The sequence below is a fragment of the Streptomyces sp. NPDC025793 genome (genome assembly GCF_055558375.1).
The window spans coordinates 323,432-343,903 of record NZ_JBVHMR010000004.1; the positions used below are offsets into that span (position 1 = coordinate 323,432).

17 protein-coding genes and 1 pseudogene are annotated in these 20,472 nt (G+C 71.7%); 9 read left to right on the plus strand and 9 right to left on the minus strand.

Translation table 11 applies throughout. The features are described 5' to 3' along the window. Positions 1-285: 285 nt before the first annotated feature. On the plus strand, positions 286-1,326 hold the full coding sequence (locus ACZ4MF_RS11675) for a DUF2510 domain-containing protein (protein WP_467491835.1): 1,041 nt from the start codon (positions 286-288) through the stop codon (positions 1,324-1,326). Between the two features lie 165 nt (positions 1,327-1,491). Here the strand turns inward: ACZ4MF_RS11675 and ACZ4MF_RS11680 are convergent, their stop codons facing one another. After that, entirely contained in the window at positions 1,492-2,106 is a 615-nt protein-coding gene (locus ACZ4MF_RS11680) for a TetR/AcrR family transcriptional regulator (RefSeq protein WP_467491836.1), read from the minus strand. Between the two features lie 204 nt (positions 2,107-2,310). Between ACZ4MF_RS11680 and ACZ4MF_RS11685 the strand changes: the two genes are divergently transcribed. Next, complete coding sequence (locus ACZ4MF_RS11685) at positions 2,311-3,114, plus strand: phosphatase PAP2 family protein (protein WP_467491837.1); 804 nt, start codon at positions 2,311-2,313, stop codon at positions 3,112-3,114. Further along, positions 3,111-4,073 carry a hypothetical protein gene (locus tag ACZ4MF_RS11690; protein ID WP_467491838.1) on the plus strand — a complete coding sequence of 321 codons (963 nt, stop codon included), beginning with the start codon at positions 3,111-3,113 and terminating at the stop codon, positions 4,071-4,073. Before ACZ4MF_RS11685 ends, ACZ4MF_RS11690 begins: the two co-directional genes overlap by 4 nt. A gap of 90 nt (positions 4,074-4,163) precedes the next feature. Here the strand turns inward: ACZ4MF_RS11690 and ACZ4MF_RS11695 are convergent, their stop codons facing one another. From ACZ4MF_RS11695 to ACZ4MF_RS11710, 4 genes are all read right to left on the minus strand, one after another. Further along, positions 4,164-4,973 carry an LURP-one-related family protein gene (locus tag ACZ4MF_RS11695; protein ID WP_467491839.1) on the minus strand — a complete coding sequence of 270 codons (810 nt, stop codon included), beginning with the start codon at positions 4,971-4,973 and terminating at the stop codon, positions 4,164-4,166. Between the two features lie 66 nt (positions 4,974-5,039). Continuing rightward, positions 5,040-7,088 carry a phosphocholine-specific phospholipase C gene (locus tag ACZ4MF_RS11700; RefSeq protein ID WP_467491840.1) on the minus strand — a complete coding sequence of 683 codons (2,049 nt, stop codon included), beginning with the start codon at positions 7,086-7,088 and terminating at the stop codon, positions 5,040-5,042. Between the two features lie 227 nt (positions 7,089-7,315). Next, positions 7,316-9,202, minus strand: a complete 1,887-nt coding sequence (htpG, locus tag ACZ4MF_RS11705) for a molecular chaperone HtpG (protein WP_467491841.1) — start codon at positions 9,200-9,202, stop codon at positions 7,316-7,318. A gap of 70 nt (positions 9,203-9,272) precedes the next feature. After that, a complete protein-coding gene (locus ACZ4MF_RS11710; RefSeq protein WP_467491842.1) occupies positions 9,273-9,764 on the minus strand; it encodes a cold-shock protein in 492 nt (163 codons plus the stop codon). A gap of 192 nt (positions 9,765-9,956) precedes the next feature. Between ACZ4MF_RS11710 and ACZ4MF_RS11715 the strand changes: the two genes are divergently transcribed. Both ACZ4MF_RS11715 and ACZ4MF_RS11720 read left to right on the plus strand, forming a co-directional pair. Further along, positions 9,957-11,021, plus strand: coding sequence for an aromatic ring-hydroxylating dioxygenase subunit alpha (locus ACZ4MF_RS11715; protein ID WP_467491843.1), 1,065 nt, complete (start codon positions 9,957-9,959; stop codon positions 11,019-11,021). Between the two features lie 55 nt (positions 11,022-11,076). Continuing rightward, entirely contained in the window at positions 11,077-12,015 is a 939-nt protein-coding gene (locus ACZ4MF_RS11720) for a PDR/VanB family oxidoreductase (RefSeq protein ID WP_467491844.1), read from the plus strand. A gap of 136 nt (positions 12,016-12,151) precedes the next feature. Here the strand turns inward: ACZ4MF_RS11720 and ACZ4MF_RS11725 are convergent, their stop codons facing one another. Then, entirely contained in the window at positions 12,152-12,823 is a 672-nt protein-coding gene (locus ACZ4MF_RS11725) for an MmyB family transcriptional regulator (RefSeq protein ID WP_467491845.1), read from the minus strand. Positions 12,824-13,090: 267 nt separating this feature from the next. On the opposite strand from ACZ4MF_RS11725, the gene ACZ4MF_RS11730 reads away from it, so the two are divergent. The 3 genes and pseudogenes from ACZ4MF_RS11730 to ACZ4MF_RS11740 all read left to right on the plus strand — a co-directional run bounded on the left by ACZ4MF_RS11730 (position 13,091) and on the right by ACZ4MF_RS11740 (position 14,353). Then, on the plus strand, positions 13,091-13,747 hold the full coding sequence (locus ACZ4MF_RS11730) for a helix-turn-helix domain-containing protein (RefSeq protein ID WP_467491846.1): 657 nt from the start codon (positions 13,091-13,093) through the stop codon (positions 13,745-13,747). Between the two features lie 31 nt (positions 13,748-13,778). After that, positions 13,779-13,904 (plus strand): annotated as a pseudogene (locus tag ACZ4MF_RS11735) (toxin-antitoxin system, toxin component); the annotation flags it as partial. Positions 13,905-14,125: 221 nt separating this feature from the next. Next, positions 14,126-14,353 (plus strand): hypothetical protein, encoded by a 228-nt coding sequence (locus ACZ4MF_RS11740; RefSeq protein WP_362823538.1) that lies wholly within the window; start codon positions 14,126-14,128, stop codon positions 14,351-14,353. 53 nt (positions 14,354-14,406) lie between these two features. On the opposite strand, the gene ACZ4MF_RS11745 is transcribed toward ACZ4MF_RS11740, so the two are convergent. After that, the gene (locus ACZ4MF_RS11745; protein WP_467491847.1) at positions 14,407-15,087 is read right to left on the minus strand and encodes a 4'-phosphopantetheinyl transferase family protein; all 681 of its coding nucleotides are present in this window, start codon (positions 15,085-15,087) and stop codon (positions 14,407-14,409) included. Continuing rightward, positions 15,035-15,940: a metallophosphoesterase family protein gene (locus ACZ4MF_RS11750; protein WP_467491966.1), complete on the minus strand. Its 906-nt coding sequence runs from the start codon at positions 15,938-15,940 to the stop codon at positions 15,035-15,037. Before ACZ4MF_RS11750 ends, ACZ4MF_RS11745 begins: the two co-directional genes overlap by 53 nt. A 272-nt stretch (positions 15,941-16,212) precedes the next feature. Here ACZ4MF_RS11750 and ACZ4MF_RS11755 point away from each other — a divergent pair, with 272 nt between their 5' ends. Beyond that, positions 16,213-17,340, plus strand: a complete 1,128-nt coding sequence (locus ACZ4MF_RS11755) for an ATP-grasp domain-containing protein (RefSeq protein WP_467491848.1) — start codon at positions 16,213-16,215, stop codon at positions 17,338-17,340. Between the two features lie 78 nt (positions 17,341-17,418). Here ACZ4MF_RS11755 and ACZ4MF_RS11760 read toward each other — a convergent pair whose 3' ends face one another. Further along, complete coding sequence (locus tag ACZ4MF_RS11760) at positions 17,419-20,463, minus strand: alpha-mannosidase (RefSeq protein WP_467491849.1); 3,045 nt, start codon at positions 20,461-20,463, stop codon at positions 17,419-17,421. Positions 20,464-20,472: the final 9 nt, after the last annotated feature.

A 20,472-nucleotide genomic window follows, 5' to 3' on the forward strand; every position in this document is an offset into this window, starting at 1 on the left:
CCCGTGGTGGGCGGTCCGGGCAGCTGTTGCCCCGCCGGGTGAAAGTGCGTGCGGGCAGACGACGCGCATCCGGCACGAACCGCCGGTCAGCAGCCGACGGAGCGTCAACCGGGCCGTCCGGATGCCGGTGCCGGCCGTGGTCGGCCGGGGGGCCGTCCGCCCGGCGGGGGCGGAGAAAAGGAGAAACAAGAGGACGGGAGAAATCGGAGGCGAAATATTCCGGTCCGTTCCGTTCGCGCCAGATCCTCTCATCACACTTTCACGGTCGCCTCCTACGGTGGGGTCATGACGCAGGCGACTCCCCCCGGGTGGTACCCCGACCCCGGGCAGACGAACGACGGTCCGCCCACCGAGCGCTGGTGGGACGGCAAGGCCTGGACGGACCGGACCCGCCCCGCCGGGACGGCCGCCGCGTGGGGTCCCCCGACGCTGGCGCCGCCGGACACGGCCGCGCAGCCGGGGTACGCGGGGTATCCGGGATACCCCGCCGAGCCGCCGTCCGGGTCCCGTCGCCGGATGCGCAACGGCATAGCCGTGACGGTGGCGGCCGCGGTGCTCGCGTCCATCGGGGTCGGCGTCTACACCCTGACCAGGAACGACGGCAACGGCAACGATCGTGCCGGCTCGCAGCAGGGCGCCGCGGGCGGACAGGACGGCGGCCGGGGCGGTCCGTTCGGCGGCGGTTCGGGCGGGTCGGGCGGTCCGGGCGGATCCGGCGGCTCGGGAGAGTCGGGGGGCTCGGGGGGCTCCGGCGGTGGCGCGCCGTCGCCGGGGCAGTCCGCCGCACCCAAGGTGCAGGGCGGCGGCACGGTGCCGGACGCGGTCAACGGGATCAGCCTGCCGGTGCCGAAGGGCTGGACCGGGCAGTCGATCAGCGTCGGCGCACAGGTGACCTCGGACACCTCTTACAAGTGCCCGGGCAACTCCACCCAGACCTGCACCGCGGGCGGCGCCTACACCGCTCCGGCGGTGGCGCTGGGCAACAAGGGCGCGACGCCCGAGGCGGTCGCCCAGGCGGACATCGCGGCCAACGCCAAGGAGTCCTACGGCGGTGACTCCTACGGCAGCATCAGCTCGCACCAGGTGCTGGCCTCGCAGGCGGTGACGGTGGCCGGGCAGAAGGGCTACATGGTGCGCTGGAAGGCGGTCACCAGCAAGGGTTCCGACGGCTACGTCGAGTCGGTCGCCTTCCCCTCGCCCAACGCCGCGCAGCAGATCGTGGTGGTCCGCTTCGGTGTGGACGCCGGCCAGCAGCTGTCCGTCATCGACGAGATCCTGAAGGGGATCAAGGTCTCGTCCGGCAGCGGCAGCGGCCAGGACGTCTGAGCCGGGAGCGCGGGAACCCCGGGGACACGGACGCGGATCGGCCGGGTGGGGCGCCCCTCCGCTCAAGAGGAACCCCACCCGGCCGGGGGTGCGCGCCGCCCCCGTCCCCACGGTGCGGCGCGAGCAGGTCGCCGTTCAGTCATCCCGTGAACGGCGGCCTGGGTCTCAGGTCAGCCCGAGCGCGGGCAGCACGGTGGCGTCCACGAAACGGGCGAGATAGTCGGCGTCGGCGTACTGGCCGCTGAGCACGGGCCGCACCCGCAGCACGCCGAACATCATCGCCGGGATGTACTCCAGCGCCGGATGGTCGGCCCGGACCTCGCCCCGGGCCACGCCCCGGGCGAGCATCTCCTGCAGCGCGGCGATCTCCGGGTACACCAGCGCCTCGCGCAGCGCCTGGGCCAGTTCCTTGTCGGCCGTCCACGCGTGCCCCAGCGCCTGGAGCAGGCTGGTGTCCTTGCCGGACCAGTCCCCCGCGGCCCGTGCCGCCTGGCGCAGGTCCTCGGCGAGGGACCCGGTGTCGATGCCGGCGAACCGCACCCGGCGGTTGGCGCGCAGCGCGGCCGCCACGAACTGGGGCTTGGTCTTCCACTGCCGGTAGAGCGTGGACTTGCTGCACCGGGTGCTGGCGGCGACGCCCTCCATGGTGACCGACTCGTACCCGCACGTGCGGATCTGCTCCAGTACGGCGTCGAAGAACTCCCGCTCACGCTCCGGCGTGATCTTGGAGCGGCGCGAGGCGGCGACCGTGTCCGGTCCGTCCGCTGCCTGCGACGTCATGCGGTGCTTCCTCTCGCTCGCGGTCTCACTCGCGTCGAATCCGTGTCTCCAGTGTGGCGCACATCAATCGATACGCCAGTGTACCGGTACTGAAGCGTATCGGTACACTGGCGTATCGGTACGACAACGTATCGATGAGTTCCGGTTCCGTACCGGGGCCCATCCGCACCACCCACGCACCACCGTCAGTGAAGGGGCCGGGGGATGACTGCCCGAACCGAGCCGCCAGAGGCAGAACCGGAGCCGCCGGACGCGACCCCGCGCCCGGCGCTCATACGTGAGCTGCTGCTGGTCGCAGGGCTCTTCCTCGTCTACAAGCTCGGCCGGCAGCTGGCCACGGGCCACACCGCGGGCGCGTTCCGCAACGCCCACCGCGTGTGGGACCTGGAGCGCACGCTGCACCTCCCCCACGAGAACACCGTGCAGTCCGCACTGCTGCACGGCGACTCCCTGGTCCGCCTCGCGAACACCTACTACGCCACCGTCCATTTCCCGGCGACGCTGGCCTTCCTCGTCTGGCTCTACGTCAGGCGGCCCGCCCACTACGTCTGGGCCCGCCGGGTCCTCGCGGTGGTCACCACCGCCGCCCTGGTGCTCCCGTTCACGTTCCCGCTGGCCCCGCCGCGGATGCTGGCCGGCACCGGTCTGATCGACACGGCGAGGATCTACGGCCCGTCCGTGTACGGCCCGCCGTCCAGCGACCATCTGTCCAACCAGTTCGCGGCGATGCCGTCGCTGCACTTCGGCTGGGCGCTGATGGTGGCGGTCGGCCTGATCGTGGCCACCCGGTCGCACTGGCGCTGGCTGTTCCTGCTGCACCCGCTGATCACCCTGGTGGTGATCGTGGGCACGGCCAACCACTACTGGTTCGACGCGATCGTGGCGAGCGCCATGCTCGGCACCGCCCTCGCCGTGATCCATCCCCCGCACCGTACGGCCACCACGGCCGGCCGCGGCGCGGACCGGCTCGCCCCGGAGGCCCCCGCGCTGGTGGGGGCGGGCCGATGAGCGCCGCCGCCCTGGTCGCCGTGGGGCTCTCGCTCGTCTCGGCGGTCGCCTACGCCCTCGCCGCCGTGGCCCAGGAACGGCTCGCCGCCCGCACCGCCGGCGCCGGGCTGCCGCGGCTGCTCGGCACCGGGGCCTGGTGGTCGGCGGTCGGCCTGAACGCGGCCGCCGCGCTGCTGCACGTCGTATCGCTCAAGTACGGCCCGCTCACCATCGTCCAGCCGCTGGGCGCGCTCACCCTGGTCGCGGCCGTGCCGCTCGGGGCGCGGGCGGCCGGGCGGCGGGTCAGCGCGGCGGAGTGGCGCGGTACGGCGCTCACGCTGCTCGGCCTCGCCGTGCTGCTCGTCACCGCCTCCGGCCCGGCGCCCGAGCGGGTGCTGTCACTGACCGAGGCGCTGGCGGTGGCCGGTACGACGGCCACGGCGATCGGCCTGCTCTCGCGGCCCGGCGCCCGCCCGGGCCTGCGGCACGCGACGGCGTCCGGCTTCGCCTCCGGTGTCGCCTCCGCGCTCACCCAGACGGTGACCGTGGCGGCCACCGACCGCACCGCTCCGCTGCTGAGCACCGAGGTGATCGTCGTCGCCGTGCTCGTCGCCGCGTTCGCCGTCGGCGGGCTGCTGCTCTCCCAGACCGCCTACCGCGGCGGTCTCGGCGCCCCGCTGGCCGTGGTCACCCTCGCCAACCCGGTGGCGGCCGCGGTGATCGGTCTCGCCCTGCTCGGCCAGGGCCTCCAGGGCGGCCCCCTCGGGGTCCTGCTGGCCCTCGCCGGAGCGGTCCTCGCCGCCTGGGGCGTGGTCCTGCTCACCCGGGTCGCCCCGGAGCCGCGCGTCGGCGCCGAGCATGCCGCCGACGACCGGCATCCGGTGGCGGCGGTGCTGGCGCTGGAGCCCGGCACGGCGACCGCGGAACCGGCGCTGGTGCCGCGGCAGCCGGACCAGCCTGGACACCTCACCGCGCTCTGAACAGGCGAAACGGCGGCCGGTGCGCGTGTTCTCCGCGCGCACCGGCCGCCGTCGTCGTGGTCGAGACTCTTCTCCCCCGTCGGGGCCGACTCAGTTCCAGCCCCGCGAGTCCTGCTTGAGAGCGGTGTCGACGGTGAGGGCCGTCGCCACCACGAGGCTCAGCAGCGGCTCGGGCAGCTGGTAGTGGATCTGGAGGACGTAGTTGTCCGCGGTCGTGAACAGCGTCTTGGCAAGGCCTTCCCAGGTCTTGGTGATCCGGGCGACCTCGTTGTCCGCGTGGTCGACGATCGCGAAGTTCCAGGCCCGCCAGTTCTCCGCCTTGATCGCGCCGACCTGCCGGCCGTCCGCGTTCATCGCGAAGTTGATCTTCCCGATCGCGTTCTGCTGGACGATCTCGCCGACGACCGAGCCGTCCGGCCGCGACACCACGACCCGGGACTTCAGGAACTTCGCGGGCCGGGTCAGCAGCAGCTGCGGCTGGCCGTAGGCGTCACGGATCTCCAGCTTGTGGGTCATGAACTGGTCGAGGCTGGAGACGAAGCGAAGGATCTTCTTGAGCACGCCCTGACCGACCTCGGTCACCGCGCCGATCTCGCGGCCGTTCTGGTCCATGACCTTGTACTCGTTGGTCACCTCGACCAGCTTGGCCTTCTGGTTCACGACCAGGACCGGCTCGGTGAACACGGTGCCGCCGCCGGGGCCGCCCGCCTGGACCCCGGCCTGCTGCTGCACCTGGCGCTGCACCCTGGCGTCGGCCCCCTGCTGCGGGACCTGACCCGCGGGCGCCTGGGCGGGGTTGGTGTGCTGGGTCCACTGCGTACCGTCCCAGTAGCGGAGCGTCTGGGGCGCTCCGTGCGGATCCGGATACCAGCCGGCAGGAGTGTTCGATTGCGTGGTCACCGGGGCACACTACCCTGATATGACCGGTACCTGACCAGCCCGCACGGAGCGGTGTTCATCGGTCGTTCACTCCGTCGCGAGCGCCGGGTCGCTGACGCCGGGCCGGCCGTTCTCGACGTGGCCGGCGAAGCCGCGCAGGAAGGCCGGGTCGCCCTCGCAGGTGACGGTCACGTCGTACCAGCGCCTGCTCGCCGTGAGGTCGACCGTGTGCCGCACGGTCGCGCCGGGCCGTACGGACACCGTGGCCGGGTGGCCGCCGTAGCCGCTCGTCACCTTCAAGTGCGCCGTGCCGGAGCCCTGGTTGGTGAAGGTGAGCTCCAGGTGGTCGCCCGCGGTCCGGGCGGTCGCCTCCGGCCCGGCGGCCTTGCCCTTGCCCTTGAAGACGCGCAGGAAGCCGTTGGGGCCGTGCACCGTGAGGTCGTGGGAGCCGCCGGAGTAGACCGAGTTCCAGGCGTCGGAGAGGGTCTTGCCGGCCTCGGTGGTGTAGGTCCAGGGGCCGTCGGTGCGGTTGCCGGAGGTCACGAGGAAGGCCGCGCCCGCGTGCGCCCCCGAGGCGAACGTGAGCGTGATCCTGCCGGTCCCGGCGTCCGACGAACCGTCCACCACCGGCGCGTACTTCAGCGGGCGGGTGGGCCGGTGACCGCGCTCCTGCTTCGGCAGCGAGGGGGTGGCCGGGGGCTTCGGCACGTAGTCCGGGTGGCGGTTGTGGTCCGGCGGCTGGTAGCCGGCCGTGGACGGCAGCGCGACCGGCTTGGTGTCCTTGCGGGAGAAGTCGAAGGCGCTGGTCAGGTCGCCGGTGACGACGCGCCGCCAGGGCGAGACGTTCGGCTCGTGCACCCCGAAGCGGCGCTCGATGAAGCGGATGATCGAGGTGTGGTCGAACGTCTCGGAGCAGACGTAACCGCCCTTGCTCCACGGCGAGACGACGAGCATCGGCACGCGCTGGCCGAGCCCGTACGCGCCCGCGACGTGCCCGGCGTCGCCCTTGAACAGGTCGAGCGAGGCGTCCACGGTCGACTTGCCCTGCGCGGCGGAGGCCGGCGGGAAGGGCGGGACGACGTGGTCGAAGAAGCCGTCGTTCTCGTCGTAGGTGATGAACAGCGCGGTCTTGCCCCAGACTTCAGGGTTGGAGGTGAGTGCGTCCAGGACCTGGGAGACGTACCAGGCGCCGTAGTTGGCGGGCCAGTTGGGGTGCTCGGTGAAGGCCTCGGGGGCGACGACCCAGGAGACCTGCGGCAGCTTGCCGCCCTTGACGTCCGCCTTCAGCTGGTCGAAGAAGCCCTCGCCCTTCTTCGCGTCGGTGCCGGTGCGGGCCTTGTCGTAGAGCGGGTCGCCGGGCTTGGCGTCACGGTACTGGTTGAAGTAGAGCAGCGAGTTGTCGCCGTAGTTGCCGCGGTAGGCGTCCTGGATCCAGCCCCAGGAGCCGTTCGCGTCGAGGCCGTCGCCGACGTCCTGGTAGATCTTCCAGGAGACCCCGGCCTTCTCCAGGCGCTCGGGGTACGTCGTCCAGCCGTAGCCCTTCTCGTCGTTGCCGAGGACCGGGCCGCCGCCCTGGCCGTCGTTGCCGACGTAACCCGTCCACATGTAGTAGCGGTTCGGGTCGGTCGAGCCCATGAACGAGCAGTGGTAGGCGTCGCAGAGCGTGAAGGCGTCGGCGAGCGCGTAGTGGAACGGTATGTCCTCGCGCGTCAGGTACGCCATGGTCGTGGTGCCCTTGGCCGGCACCCACTTGTCGTACTTGCCGCCGTTGAAGGCCGCGTGCGTGTCGTTCCAGCCGTGCGGCAGGTCCTGGATGAAGGCGAGGCCCAGGTCGTCGGCGTCGGGGTGGAAGGGCAGGATGTCCTTCGTGCCGTCGGACTGCTTCCAGACCGACGTGCCGTGCTGTGCGACCGAGCGCGGGTCGCCGAAGCCACGGACACCGCGGAGCGAACCGAAGTAGTGGTCGAAGGACCGGTTCTCCTGCATGAGGACGACGATGTGCTCGACGTCCTGCACGGTCCCGGTGCGGTGGTGGGCGGGCAGGGCGGCCGCGCGCTGGATGCTGCTGGACAGCGCGGTGAACGCCGTGGTGGCGCCCGCGAGTTGAAGGAAGCGGCGCCGGTTGACTTCGGCCATGGGTGTTCGGGTCCTCTCGTCCTGACGTACGTGATGCCGTCGCGTGGTCGTCGTGCTGTCGTGCGAATGACGGAATCTGCGCGGAGCGAGTGTTCCAAGAGCAACAAACGTCAGGGAAGGGTCTGATGGCGCCCATGTGAAAGTCAGCGGTCCGAGAGGTGCTCCGCCGGTCATGGCCGGCTGGGGCCATGACCGGCGGACAATGTCGAACTAATCGGACATATCGGTCAGATCGACCGGGCGAGGCGGTCGGCGAGCAGCTTCGCGAAGCGCGCCGGGTCGGCCAGGTCCCCGCCCTCCGCGAGCAGGGCGGTGCCGTACAGCAGCTCGGCCGTCTCGGTCAGCTCCGGGGCGTCGGCGCGCTCCTCGTGCGCCGCCCGCAACCCGCTGACCAGCGGATGCCCAGGGTTCAGCTCCAGGATCCGCTTGACCGGCGGGAGTTCCTGGCCCATCGCCTTGTACATCTTCTCCAGCGCCGGCGAGATGCCGTCGGCGTCGCTGACCAGGCAGGCCGGCGAGCTGGTCAGGCGAGTGGTGAGCCGTACGTCCTTGACGTCGTCCAGCGTCTCGCCCAGCCAGGTCAGCAGGCTTGCGTAGCTGCCGGACTTCTCCTCGGACAGTTCCTCGTCCTCGCCCGCGGGCAGGTCGACGGCGCCGCGCGCCACGGACTGGAACTCCTTGCCGTCGTAGGCGCCCACCGCGTCCACCCAGATCTCGTCCACCGGGTCGGTGAGCAGCAGGACCTCGTACTCCTTGGCCTTGAACGCCTCCAGGTGCGGGGAGTTCTCGACCTGGGCGCGGCTCTCGCCGGTCATGAAGTAGAGCTTGTCCTGGCCGTCCTTCATCCGGGAGACGTAGTCGGCGAGACTCGTGGGCTCGTCGCCGGCGGTGGTGGCGAACGAGGCGATGTCGAGGATGGCCTGATGGTCCTCGCTCGCGTCGAGCAGGCCCTCCTTGACCGCGGGGCCGAACTCCCGCCAGAACGTACGGTACTTGTCGGCGTCGTTCGTCATGAGGTCCTTGACGGTGGACAGGACCTTCTTGGCGAGGCGGCGCCGGATCAGCTGGATGTGCCGGTCCTGCTGGAGGATCTCGCGGGAGATGTTCAGCGACAGGTCGGCCGCGTCCACGACACCCTTGACGAACCGCAGGTGGGACGGCAGGAGTTCACGGGTGTCGTCCATGATGAACACGCGCTTGACGTACAGCTGGATGCCGTGGCGGGCGTCGCGCTGGAACAGGTCGTGCGGGGCGCGTGCGGGGAGGAAGAGCAGCGCCTCGTACTCGAACGTGCCCTCCGCCCGCATCCGGATCGTCTCCAGCGGGTCGGTCCAGTCGTGGCTGATGTGCCGGTAGAACTCCCGGTACTCCTCGTCCGCGACCTCGGAGCGCGGCCGCGCCCACAGGGCCTTCATCGAGTTGAGGGTGTCGTCGCCCATCCGGATCGGGAAGGCGATGAAGTCCGAGTACCGCTTGACGATCTCCCGGATCTTCCACTCGTCGACGTAGTCGTGGAGGGCGTCCTCCTCGTCCGCCGGGCGCAGGTGCACGGTGACCGCCGTGCCCTCCGGGGCGTCCTCGACGGTCTCGATGGTGTAGGTGCCGCCGCCGTCCGACTCCCAGCGCACGCCCTTCTCCTCACCGGCCCTGCGGGTGAGCAGGGTGACCTTGTCGGCCACCATGAAGACGGAGTAGAAGCCGACACCGAACTGGCCGATCAGCTCGGCCGATTCGGCGCCCTTCCCGTTCCCCGTCCCAGCCCCGTTCCCGCTTTCCTTCTCCTTCGCCCTCTCCTTCATCCGGCGCAGCGTCTCGGCCGTACCGGAGCGGGCGATGGTGCCGATGAGTCCGACGACGTCGTCGCGGGTCATGCCGATGCCGTTGTCACGCACGGTCAGCGTGCGAGCGTCCTTGTCGGCCTCGACGGCGATGTGCGGGTCCTCGACCCGCAGGCGGTCGTCGGTGAGGCCGGCCAGGCGGCGCTTGTCCAGGGCGTCGGAGGCGTTGGAGATGAGTTCCCGCAGGAAGATGTCCTTGTTCGAGTAGATCGAATGGACCATCAACTGCAGGAGCTGGCGCGCTTCGGCCTGGAACTCCAGCGTCTCGGTGGTCATTGCGTCGCTTCTCCTCACATGATGTGCGCACGTGCGGGTGCGCCCCGCATCGTGGGACAGGGGTGTCCTGTCAGTCCTCGATCCAGCCGTGCCGCCTGGCGAACAGGGCCAACTGCCGCCGTACGGCGATGATCTGCTGTCCCGTCAGATCGGGGACGGAGGTCAGCAGCAGCTCCGTCACCTCGCGCGTGTACTCGGCCGAGCCGAGCACGTCGCACATCGGCTCCTGCCCCTCCCCGGCCGCCCCGGAACCCTCCGGAGCCCCGGAACCCTCCGGAGCCGCGGAAACGGCGGAAACGGCTGGAGCCGCTGGAGTCCCGGCGGCGCTCTCGGCCGGCTGCGCCGACGGGGCCCCCTGCTCCTGTGCGAACCGGACGGAAGACGCCTTCAGCCCGCGTCCGCCGGTCTCGATCTCGAATTCCACCGCCAGCCCCGAGCGCACGGACGTCTCGGGAATCAGCAAGTCGTTCACATGCAGGAAAACGTCTTCTCCGCCCTGCTCCGGCGCGATGAAGCCGTACCCGCGCATCCCGTCGAAGCGGATCACCCGACCGACAGCCATCCACAACCCCCCACACTCACTCAGCCACACCCAACCCTCGTACTGCCGCCCAGCGTACGCGATGTGACAGGCGGCACGGGCGGTGCGGGCACCGCCACGACGCAGGGTGTTTCCGTCAGACGGAAGGAGCGTTGCGGCCCCGGGAGACGCTCCTCGACGATGCCGTCACCACGACAGACGGGAGCCGACTCGATGCCCCATGTAACCGCCTTCGCAAGGAACCAGTGGTACGTCGCCGCCCACAGCCACGAGGTCGGGCGCGAGCTGCTCGGCCGGACCGTCCTCGGCGAGCCGCTCGTCCTCTACCGCGCCGAGGAGGACGGCGGCCCGGTCGCCCTGCACGACCGCTGCGTCCACCGCCGCTACCCGCTCTCCGAGAGCGGTCTGGACGGCGACCGGATCGTCTGCGGCTACCACGGCTTCACCTACGACCGCACCGGCACCTGTGTGTACGTGCCGGGCCAGAAACGCGTTCCGCGCACCGCCCGCGTCGCCTCCTACCCGGTGGTGGAGCAGGACTTGCTGGTGTGGGTGTGGATCGGCGACCCGGCACTCGCCGACCCCCAAGCCGTGCCGCGGGCCCGGCACCTCGACTCCCCCGGCTGGGTCACCGTCCGGGGCATGGAGCCGATCGACGCGGACTACGGCCTGCTCGTCGACAACCTCCTCGACCTCTCCCACGAGACCTATCTGCACGGCGGCTACATCGGCACCCCGGAGGTCGCCGAGACACCCATCACCACCGAGGTCGACGAGGCCGCGGGCATCGTCCGGGTCAGCCGGCACATGGACGACGCCGAATGCCCGTCGTTCTACGCCCGCTCCACCGGCCTCACGGGCCGCATCACCCGCCGGCAGGACATCGAGTACCACGCCCCCTGCTTGTATCTGCTGCACAGCAGCATCGCGCCGGTCGGCACCGCACCCGGGGCGGACGGCAGCGACCCGCACGGCTTCCGCACCGAGATCACCTACGCCATCACCCCGTCCACGGACGGCGCGGTGTACGACTTCTGGGCGGTCTCCCGGAACTGGGCGACCGACGACCCCGAGGTGAGCGAGTTCCTGCGCGCCAACAACCACACCGTGGTGATGCAGGACGTGGATGCCCTCAACCTCCTTCAGCGGACACTGAGTTCGGAACGTGCCGGCGGCCAGGAGCTGAGCGTCAACATCGACGCCGGCGGTCTTGCCGCCCGCCGCATCCTCGCCCGGCTGGCCGCGGAGGGCGCCACGCCGGTGGAGAAGGTCCGATGATGCGGCAGTGGACGCCGGCGCACCCCGAGGGGCACGCATTCCGGGAGGACGTACGGTGACCGAGTTCGAACTCGTCGTGACGGAGCGGGAGTTCGCGGCCGACGGGATACTGTCGCTGACCCTGCGGCACCCGATCGGGCGGCACCTGCCCGCCTGGGAGCCCGGCGCCCATGTGGACCTGCTGCTCGGCCCGGAGCTGGAACGGCAGTACTCGCTGTGCTCGGACCCGGCGGACCGCTCCGCGTGGCGGATCGCGGTGCTGCGCGAGCCAGGCGGCCGGGGCGGATCCACCCGCGTGCACGACGAGTTGGACACGGGCGGCACGGTCCGGGTGCGCGGGCCGCGCAACCACTTCCGGCTGGAACCCTCCCCCCGCTACCGGTTCGTCGCGGGCGGCATCGGCATCACCCCGATCCTGCCCATGCTCGCCGCGGCCGAGGCGGCGGGCGCCGAGTGGTCGCTGCTGTACGGCGGCCGGACCCGCGCCTCCATGGCCTTCACCGCGGAACTCGCCCGCTACGGCGAGCGGGTGACCCTCGCCCCGCAGGACGAGACGGGCCTGCTCGACCTGGCCCCGGTCCTGTCCGAGGTCCGGGGCCGCGACGACACCCTGGTGTACTGCTGCGGCCCGGGACCGCTCCTGGACGCCGTCGAGGCCCGCTGCCCGGCCGGGCGACTGAGGGTTGAGCGCTTCCGGGCCGCCACGGCCCGACAGGCGGGCGCCGCTGCGGAGTTCGAGGTGGTGCTCGCGCGCAGCGGCCGTGCCCTCACGGTGCCCCCGGAGGTGTCGGTGCTGGACACGGTGCGGGCCGCCGGGGTCGAGGTGCTGTACTCCTGCACCGAGGGGACCTGCGGTACCTGCGAGACGGATGTGCTGGAGGGCACCCCGGATCACCGGGACTCGGTCCTCGGCGAGGAGGAACGGGCGGCCGGTGACACGATGATGATCTGTGTGTCCCGGTGCCGGGGCACCCGCCTGGTACTGGATCTGTGAAACCGTAGACGAACAGCGACGTCATCGAGCTGCGAACTCGGCGGTGCCGTCAAGAATGTCATCGTCCCGGCCGTCGGCGTCAGCAGACTGGCCCCGACCCGGCGCCGCCGGTGACCTGAACGCCGGCGGTGCCGGGTCAGTCCTGGGGCGGGGGTACGACCGTGAGGTGGGCGGCCGTACCGCGTGCGCGGCGCGGGCGGCGCACGGGGGCCGCGGGGCGGCGGGCGTCGCGCAGGACCATCGTCAGGCGCCGGTAGCCGACCTCCCGCAGGGACTGCGGGCTCTCGTCGACGACCCGGCACTCGGTGGGGCCCCGGCGCGGGTCGGGGTGGTGCAGCAGCCGGACGGCGCCGTCGAGCCGGGTGGCGGACTCGCCGACCGCCCGCATCCAGTGCGGCAGGCCCTGCCGGTAGGCGGCCTCCATGATCGGGTCCTGGGCGATGTCCCGGCGGACCGCCTGGAGTTCGTGGTCGTGGCCGTACGTCTCCAGCGCGGTCCTCAGGTGCGCCAGCATCGGCAGGCACCAGCCCGGCTCGTGCTCGCCGAGGACCTCGGCGGCGTCCGGGTGGAAGAGCACGAACCGCAGGAAGTTGTCCCCGGGCATGGCCGTCGGATGCGGGCGCACTCCGCGAAAGAGCGTGGCGTACGCGCCGTTGGCCATGACCACGTCCCAGCGGTGGTCCACGACCAGGGAGGGCAGGGCGAGGGACTCCAGCAGCACCGCGTAGTCCTGGAGGTACGCCTGGGTGTCGCACGCATCGGGGACGGGCCGCGGCGCCGGCCGCTGCCCTCCTGCCTGATGTGCCATCGGGAGGTCACCCCTCTTGCCTCTGCGGCCTGACGCGGCCCCTGCGATCCTGCGACCCCGTCCTGTGGGATGTCAACTATCGTGGCATTTCCTGCCTGTTGACGGCTGAAATTCGCCACAGTTGTGGCGACACCTGGATGTGGGTTCGAGGCACCGGCTACTCTCCGGGAACATCACGGCGACCGCTCACGAGAAGCCGGGAAGGCCGGACGCATCCGGGAAGCACGGACGCATCGGAAACCCTCGAGAGACGTAGGAGTTCTGTCGGTGACGGATGGCTACGAGGATCCGGGCGCCACGGCGACCGCCCAGCTGCCGGCCGTCGTCGCCCGCGTCACCGCGCTCGCCGACCGACTCGGTGTGCCGCACGCCGAGGTCTTCTGCGTCGGACGGCTCTCCGTGGCCTGCGGTGTGCCCGAGCCGGTGGTCAAGGCCCTGCTCAGCGGACGCCCCGCGGGCGAACCGGACGTCCAGGCACGCTTCTTGCAGCGGCTGGGCCTGCTGCGCCGCACCCGGCTGAAGCCGGGCGGCCGCAAGTACACCCAGCAGGAGATCGCCGACGGCGCGGGCATGTCCCGGCAGCAGGCCGGCGCCCTCATCAACGGCGACCGCCGGCCCACCATGGAGCACTGCGACGCGCTCCAGCGCTTCTTCCGGGTGCACGCCGGCTTCCTGACCGCCGAGGATCCCGAGGCGCTGGCGGGTGCGCTGCAACGCACCGAGCAGGAGCTGCTGACGAAGCTCGCGGACCGGGAGCGGGCCGCCGCCTCGGCCGCCGAGGACCCGCTGGAGCGGCTGCTCCAGGACCACGGAGTGCGCGGAATCGCCTGGCGGGCGGCGCAGTTGCCGACGGACCAGCACCGGGACAAGGTCGCGGAGTGGCTGGACATGCTCCTGGAGAGCGTCAAGCGGCCCGAGTCCTGAACCGGGCAGGACTGTCGGCATCGGCAGGGACATGCGCCGGCTGCGCGAGGAGATGAGCCTGCGCCCCGGCCGCCCGGTCCACGTCCGTACGGCCCCTTGCCCGTCCGGTACGGCGAGCGGGCTGTGGCTGGATCAGGCCGCGCTCCGGGCCGTGGTGCAGCGGGGCGCCGTCGCCAAGTGCCGTATCCGCTCGGCCGGTTCGGCCCGGCCGGCTCGGTGCACCGAGGTCCCGCGTCCCGGGGAACGCGCGGTCCGGACTGCGCCGAGCGGGCGATCCGGGGCGCAGCCGGAGGGCGTTGTCAGTGGTGGGCGGCAAGCTGGTGGTGTGCGCCCGCCGCGGGGCGCAGACCGCGACGCCTATCCGGGGAGAGCCGACCGATGCCCACCGCCGTACTGACCGACCGTGAGCGCACCGCCGTACAGGCCTACCTGCGGCTGCTGCATACCGTCCGCGCCGCCTTCGACGGCCCGCCGGACGGCGGCCGGCCCGCCGTGGTGCCGCCCGCCGTGCTGGCCGAGGCCGAGCAGGCCCTGGCCCGGGCCGGCCTCACGGGCAACGAGCAGGAGTTCTTCCGCCTGCTGCGCGACTGGTGCCCGCCCGCATGAGCGCGCGCCGGGCCGGGCGGGCACCACCCCGGCGTCACGGGTGCGATACGACGTCACGCGTGCGGTACGACCACGGAGGTGGCCACGAACCCGTCCCGTACGGCCCACCGCCCGTCGAAGGCCTGGAGCCTGCGGCCGCCGACCCGGGGGCCGGGGACGAGGAGCTCGGCGTGCAGGGTGCCGCGGTCGCCGCCGTCCGGGTCCGGGTGCAGGGTGATGTCGGCCTCGGAGAAGTCCAGCCACAGGCGCGTGAGCGGGAACCACGCCTTGTAGACGGACTCCTTGGCGCTGAACAGGATCCGGTCCCAGTGCACGCCGGGCCGCCGCGCGGCGAGCAGGGCGAGCCGCCCGGACTCGGCGGGCAGGAAGACGGAGTCGCCGACGCCCTCGGGCAGCGGCCCGTGCGGCTCGGCGTCGATACCGACGGAGGCCAGGTCACCGTCGCGGGCGAGCACGGCGGCGCAGTAGCCGTCGCAGTGGGTCATGCTGCCGATCAGGCCGGCCGGCCAGACCGGGGCACCCCGCTCACCGCTGACGACGGGCTGCGCGGGCACACCGAGCTTCTCCATGGCGCGCCGGGCGCACCCGCGTACGGCGGCGAACTCACGGCGGCGCTTGGTCACCGCCCGCTGGACGAGCGCCTCCTCCTCGGGAAAGAGCGGGGCGTCCCACAGCGGGTCGTCACGGTGTGCCTCCACGACCACGACCGACTCCGGGAGCAGCTCCTCGATCACCGGCTTCGACCTCCATCGGCAGGATACGACGCAGCCGGCCCGGGGATTCCGAGCGCTTGCGCCACTCACGGGGATAGCCCACCGAGACCTCCACGAAGCGGACGCCGTCGTGCCAGGTCGTGCGGGGGATGTGCAGATGACCGTAGACCATGGTCGCGATCGGGAACCGGCGGTGCCAGTCGGCGGTCAGCGTGGTGCCGCACCACATGGCGAACTCGGGGTGCCACAGGATCTCGGTGGGGTGCCGGTGCAGCGGGTAGTGGTTGGCCGGGACGACGGGCAGACCGTCGGGGAGCGCGGCGAGCCTGCGCTCCGTCTCGGCGACCCGGGCCCGGCACCAGGCGTCCCGGGTCGGATACGGGTCGGGGTGCAGCAGGTACTCGTCGTTGCAGACGATGCCGGTGCTCTGCGCGTAGGCGAGGCCCTCGGCCTTGGTGTCACAGCCGGCCGGCAGGAACGAGTAGTCGTACCCGAGGAACAGCGGGGCGACGGCGACCGGGCCGCCCGGCCCCTCCCACACCGGGTAGGGGTCCTCGGGGGTGACGACGCCCAGCTCGCGGCACATCGCGACCAGGTGCTCGTAGCGGGCGACGCCGCGCAGAGTGACGGTGTCCTTCGGATGGGTCCACAGGTCGTGGTTGCCCGGCGTCCACAGCACCTTGCGGAAGCGGCTCGCGAGCGTGCCGAGGGCCCAGCGGATGTCGGCCACGGTCTCGGCGACGTCACCGGCGACGATCAGCCAGTCGTCGTCGCTCGTGGGCCGCATGCGCTCGACCAGGGCGCGGTTCTCCGGATAGGTGATGTGCAGGTCGCTGATGGCCAGCAGCTGTCCGGCCCCGGCCGTCGACTCCACCCCGTGCCCCTTTCCGATCATCGTCCGCCTCGACCACAAGAACACATTCCCGGATCCGGGACAAGGGGGTCACGGGCCCGGCGGGGTGGCTCTAGGGGGTTCCGGAATCCGTAACCCCGGCGTTGCACGAGCGGGCGCTTGAAAGCCGTATGATCGCCCCAACACCGTCGTCCCAACTTCCCCTTTTCGCAGGGGCTGTTCGGTGTCCCTTCCTTCCTTCTGCCCGGGCACGGGCCGCTTCGCCCTGCCCGGAGACCCGAAAGGCGGCCTGCATGCTCTCTCGCGTACGCGTCTGGCTCAACCGCACGTACGCGGAGAACGTCTTCTTCATGGAACAGCTGCGGAGAAATCCCAGCGACCGGGCCGTGGAGATCCATGCGACGCACGGGGACCCCGACTCCCCCGTGCTGGCCGCCGCCGACACCGCCGACCTGGAACCGGAGGGTCTGTCCCCGGCCGCCTACGTCGAGTACGCCCTCGACCAGTGCGCCCGGCGCGGCATCGACGTCTTCGTGCCCCGGCTGCACCAGGCGGCGATCGTGGCGCACCGCGCCGACTTCGCGGCGGCCGGCACGGCGCTGCTGGCGCCGACCCCGGAGGCGGTGGCCGTGTTCGAGGACAAGGCGACCGCGTACGAGGCCGTCCGCTCGGTGGGCGTCCCGGTACCGCCGTGGTGGCGGGTCCGTACGGCGGACGAACTCCTCGCCGCTGTCGAGGAGTTGGAGTCGGCCGGGCACAAGGCGTGCTTCAAGCCTGCCGCCGGTGCCGGCGGGGTCGGCTTCCGGGTGATCACCCGCGCCCCGTTCTCGCTGACCCACCTCGCGGGCTTCCCCGGCCCGTACGTGCAGCTGGACCTGGTCCTCGAAGCACTGCGGCGGGCACAGGAGCCGGTGGACTGGCTGGTGATGCCGCGGCTGGAGCAGCCCGAGGTGTCCGTCGACGTCCTCACCGGGCCGGACAACCGGGTGCGGCTCGCGGTGGGCCGCACGAAGAACGGCCGTCGGCGCGGCTTCACCCTGGACGAGCGCTGGCTGGCCCCGGCCCGGCTGATCGCGGAGGGCTTCGGGCTGCACCACCTGTCCAACATCCAGTTCCGCATGTACGGCGACGAGCCGGTGCTGCTGGACGTCAACACGCGGCCGGCCGGGGGCCTGCACCAGCTGTCCCTGTGCGGGGTGAACGCCCCCTGGGCCGCCGTGCGGTTGGCCCTCGGCGAGGACCCGGGCGTGATCGAGCCGCCGTTCCTCGGGCAGGACTACACGGTGGTCTCGGGACCCCGCCCGCTGATGCCCACGGCGTTTCCGCGGCAGAGGCAGGCGTCGGAGGAGGCAGGGGTCGTGTTGCCGGTGGCGCCGTTGCCTGTGCAGGCGGCTTCGGCGGCGGAGGTGCTGCCGCTCTAGGCCGATGCCGGGTGCGGGTTGTTCGTGGTTGATCGCGCGGTCCCCCCGCACCCCTAGGGGTGCGGGGGGATCCGTGTCTCAGCGGCTCACGGCCAGCCGCAGTGTCCGCACCTCGAAGGGGCGCAGCTGCACCGGTACGGCGTTCCCGTCCGTCTCGGCCGTGGTGAGCGGGCGTTCCAGCAGGTCGGTGATCTCGGCCCCGGCCAGCGGGAACCCGGTGCGCAGGACGCCGCTCGCGCGGCCGCCCCGGGACTCGTAGAGGCGGACCACCACGTCGCCGGAGCCGTCGTCGGCGAGCTTGACCGCCTCGACGGTCACGCCCTCGCCCTCGGCGGAGACGACGGGCTCGGGCTCGCCCGCCGAATCGGCCACGCGCAGCGGGAGGTTGAGGGCGTAGCCCTCGGCGACCGCGTCCTCGATGCCAGCGCCGGGCAGCAGCGCGTAGGTGAAGCGGTGGCGGCCCTGGTCGGCCTCGGGGTCGGGGACGCGCGGGGCGCGCACCAGGCTGAGGCCGATGGTGGTGGTCGTACCACCGTCCTCGCGGACCGTGCGGGTGACGTCGTGGCCGTAGGTGGAGTCGTTGACGAGCGCGACGCCGTAGCCGGGCTCGGCGATGTGCACCCAGCGGTGGCCGGAGACCTCGAAGCGGGCCGCCTCCCAGGTGGTGTTGGTGTGGGTGGGCCGCTGGACGTGGCCGAACTGGATCTCGGCGCTGGAGTGCGCGGCGCGCACGTCGACGGGGAAGCCCGCCTTGAGGATCTTCTCCGTCTCGTGCCAGTCGAGGTCCGTCTCGATGTCGATCCGGGCGCTGCCGGCACGGACGGTGATCGTCTGGGTGATGCGGGAGCCCTTGCCGAAGGTGCGGACCACGCGGATCGCGCCGACGAGAGGGGTCTGCTCGACCACGGTGACCGAGTCGGGCTCCAGCAGGTCGGTGTAGCGGTTGCGGTAGTGCTTGTCGATGTCCCAGGCGTCCCAGTAGTTGGGGAGGTCGGTGTGCAGGCGGAGGAGGTTGCCGGGGCCGGCGAGGACTTCACGGTCGGATCGTAGATCGTATACAGAAGACAGTGTTCCGTCTTCTGCCACCTGTACACGGACGATTCCATTCTGCATACACCGCCCGCTCACCGTCACCGGCTGCGGCGGCTCGGCCGGAACCAGGGGCGCGGAGCCGTTCGCGGGCACCCGTACGTACACCGGTGCGCCCTCCGGTGTGCGGACCACCTCGGCGCGGTCGCGGGGGCTCGTGTTGAAGACGCGGGGCGCACCGGTGCCCAGGGCGGCGACGGCCTCGCCGGTGAGCGCCATCAGCTCCTGCGCCACCCGGGCGTATTCGGCCTCGGCCTCGCGGTGCACCCAGGCGATGGAGGAGCCGGGCAGGATGTCGTGGAACTGGTGCAGCAGGACCGTCTTCCACAGCCGGTCCAGTTTCTCGTACGGGTAGGTGTAGTCCGGCGCGTGCAGGGCGGCCGTGGTGGCCCACAACTCGGCCTCGCGCAGCCGGTGTTCGCTGCGGCGGTTGCCCTGCTTGGTGCGAGCCTGGGTGGTGTAGGTGGCGCGGTGCAGTTCCAGGTACAGCTCGCCCACCCAGACCGGTGCGTTCGGATACTCGGCGCGGGCCTTGGCGAAGAAGGCGTCCGGGTGCTCGATCTCGACCTTCGCCGAGCCCTCCAGGTCCTTCAGGCGGCGGGCGCGTTCCATGATCTCGCGGGTGGGGCCGCCGCCGCCGTCACCCCAGCCGAAGGGGGCGAGGGAGCGGGTGGCGCCGCCCTTCTCGGCGTAGTTGCGCACGGCTCGGGACAGTTCCTCGGCGCTGAAGCGGGCGTTGTAGGTGTCGATGGGCGGGAAGTGGGTGAAGATCCGGGTGCCGTCGATGCCCTCCCACCAGAAGGTGTGGTGGGGGAAGCTGTTGGTCTGGTTCCAGGAGATCTTCTGGGTGAGGAACCAGTCGTTGCCGGCGAGGCGGGCCAGCTGCGGGTATGCGGCGGTGTAGCCGAAGGAGTCCGGCAGCCAGACGCCCTTGGTCTCGATCCCGAAGTGCTCCATGAAGAACCGCTTGCCGTGCACGAGTTGGCGGGCGAGGGCCTCGCCGCCGGGCAGGTTGCCGTCGGCCTCCACCCACATGCCGCCGACCGGCGCCCACTGGCCCTTGGCGACGGACTTCTTGATCCGCTCCCACACGTGGGGGTAGTGGTCCCGGACCCATTCGTACTGCTGGGCCTGGGAGCAGGCGAAGACGAACTCCTCGTACTCGTCGGCGAGCGCGGTGACGTTGGAGAAGGTGCGGGACGTCTTGCGCTTGGTCTCGCGGATCGGCCACAGCCAGGCGGAGTCGATGTGCGCGTGGCCGACGCCGGACAGGATGTGCGCGCTGGCGTGGGCGGGCTTGGCGAGCACGGGCTTCAGGGCGTCACGCACGGCGATCGCCGAACCGGCGACGTCGTCCAGGTCGAGCAGGTCAATGGCCCGGTCGAGGGCGTGGGTGATCTCGTGCCGGCGCGGGTCGTGTTCGCCCAGCTCCCGCATCAGTTCGCGCAGCACCTGGAGGTCGAGGTCGAGGTGCCAGACCTCCTCGTCGAGTACGGCGAGGTCGGCGCGGCGGAATGTATACAGTGGACGGTCGCCTGCCGTCCGTACGTCGCCGAGCGGGGTGGGTGCGGTGAACTCGTTCGCGAGGATGTCCGGGTTGGAGGCTGCCTCCACCAGATACTCGACGACTTCCCCGCCGGAGGCCGGGCGGGCGACCGGAACGTACTGGTTGAGCGGGTTGACCGCCTTCAGCGGGGTGCCGTCGGTGAGGTGGACGAGCGCCTCGGCCTGGTTGCCCGGCCAGTCGCCGACGAAGCCGAGGTCGATGACGGACTCGACCCGCCGGCCGGCCCACCCGGCGGGCACCTCGCCGCGCATGCGGAACCAGGTCGTGCCCCAGGGCGGGCCCCAGGGGGTGTTCATGGCGAACGGCGTGTAGGGGGCGGCCGCGGCCTCCTCGAAGGGGACCGGTTCCCCGGGCGCCTGCCAGGCCGCGACCTCCAAGGGGACGCGGGCCGCGTAGATCGCGGGCTTGATGCGCTGGTCGTGGAGGCGGGCGACACGTTCCTCGATGCGGCGGCGTTCGTCGTGCATGGCGGTCTC